Below are 246 nucleotides of genomic sequence, written 5' to 3'. Positions count from 1 at the left end.
CGTACTCCCTTGCCAGCTCGCTAACGCTTTCGGCTCACCAAACCTACTCGACATACCGCCCGCTAATACAATTCCAGCCCATTTACTCATTGGCGATGCAGCTCGAATGTAATATGACCTAACTCCGGTAAAATCAACTTATTCATCGCAAGGCGAACTGCTCCGCTAGATCCTGGCATTGAAAAGACAACTTTTCGCCCAATTGTGCCACCAATCGCTCTACTTAACATTGCACTACTTCCGATA

Annotated in this window: 2 protein-coding genes; both read right to left on the bottom strand. The window is 47.6% G+C overall.

Annotated elements, in window-relative coordinates:
- Window positions 1–90, bottom strand: a 90-nt coding sequence (locus JDS96_RS31405; RefSeq protein WP_199669183.1) for an NTP transferase domain-containing protein, incomplete at its 3' end; no start/stop codon positions are given.
- Window positions 87–246: MogA/MoaB family molybdenum cofactor biosynthesis protein (locus JDS96_RS31400; RefSeq protein WP_374221031.1), on the bottom strand; the 160-nt coding region annotated here is incomplete at its 5' end. The genes JDS96_RS31405 and JDS96_RS31400, both read right to left, overlap by 4 nt.

It is taken from the genome of Bacillus cereus group sp. N21, from assembly GCF_016483395.1.
Taxonomy (GTDB): domain Bacteria; phylum Bacillota; class Bacilli; order Bacillales; family Bacillaceae_G; genus Bacillus_A; species Bacillus_A pseudomycoides.
The sequence above is the reverse complement of the archived record's forward strand: the minus strand, read 5'-3'. Positions and strand labels throughout refer to the sequence as shown.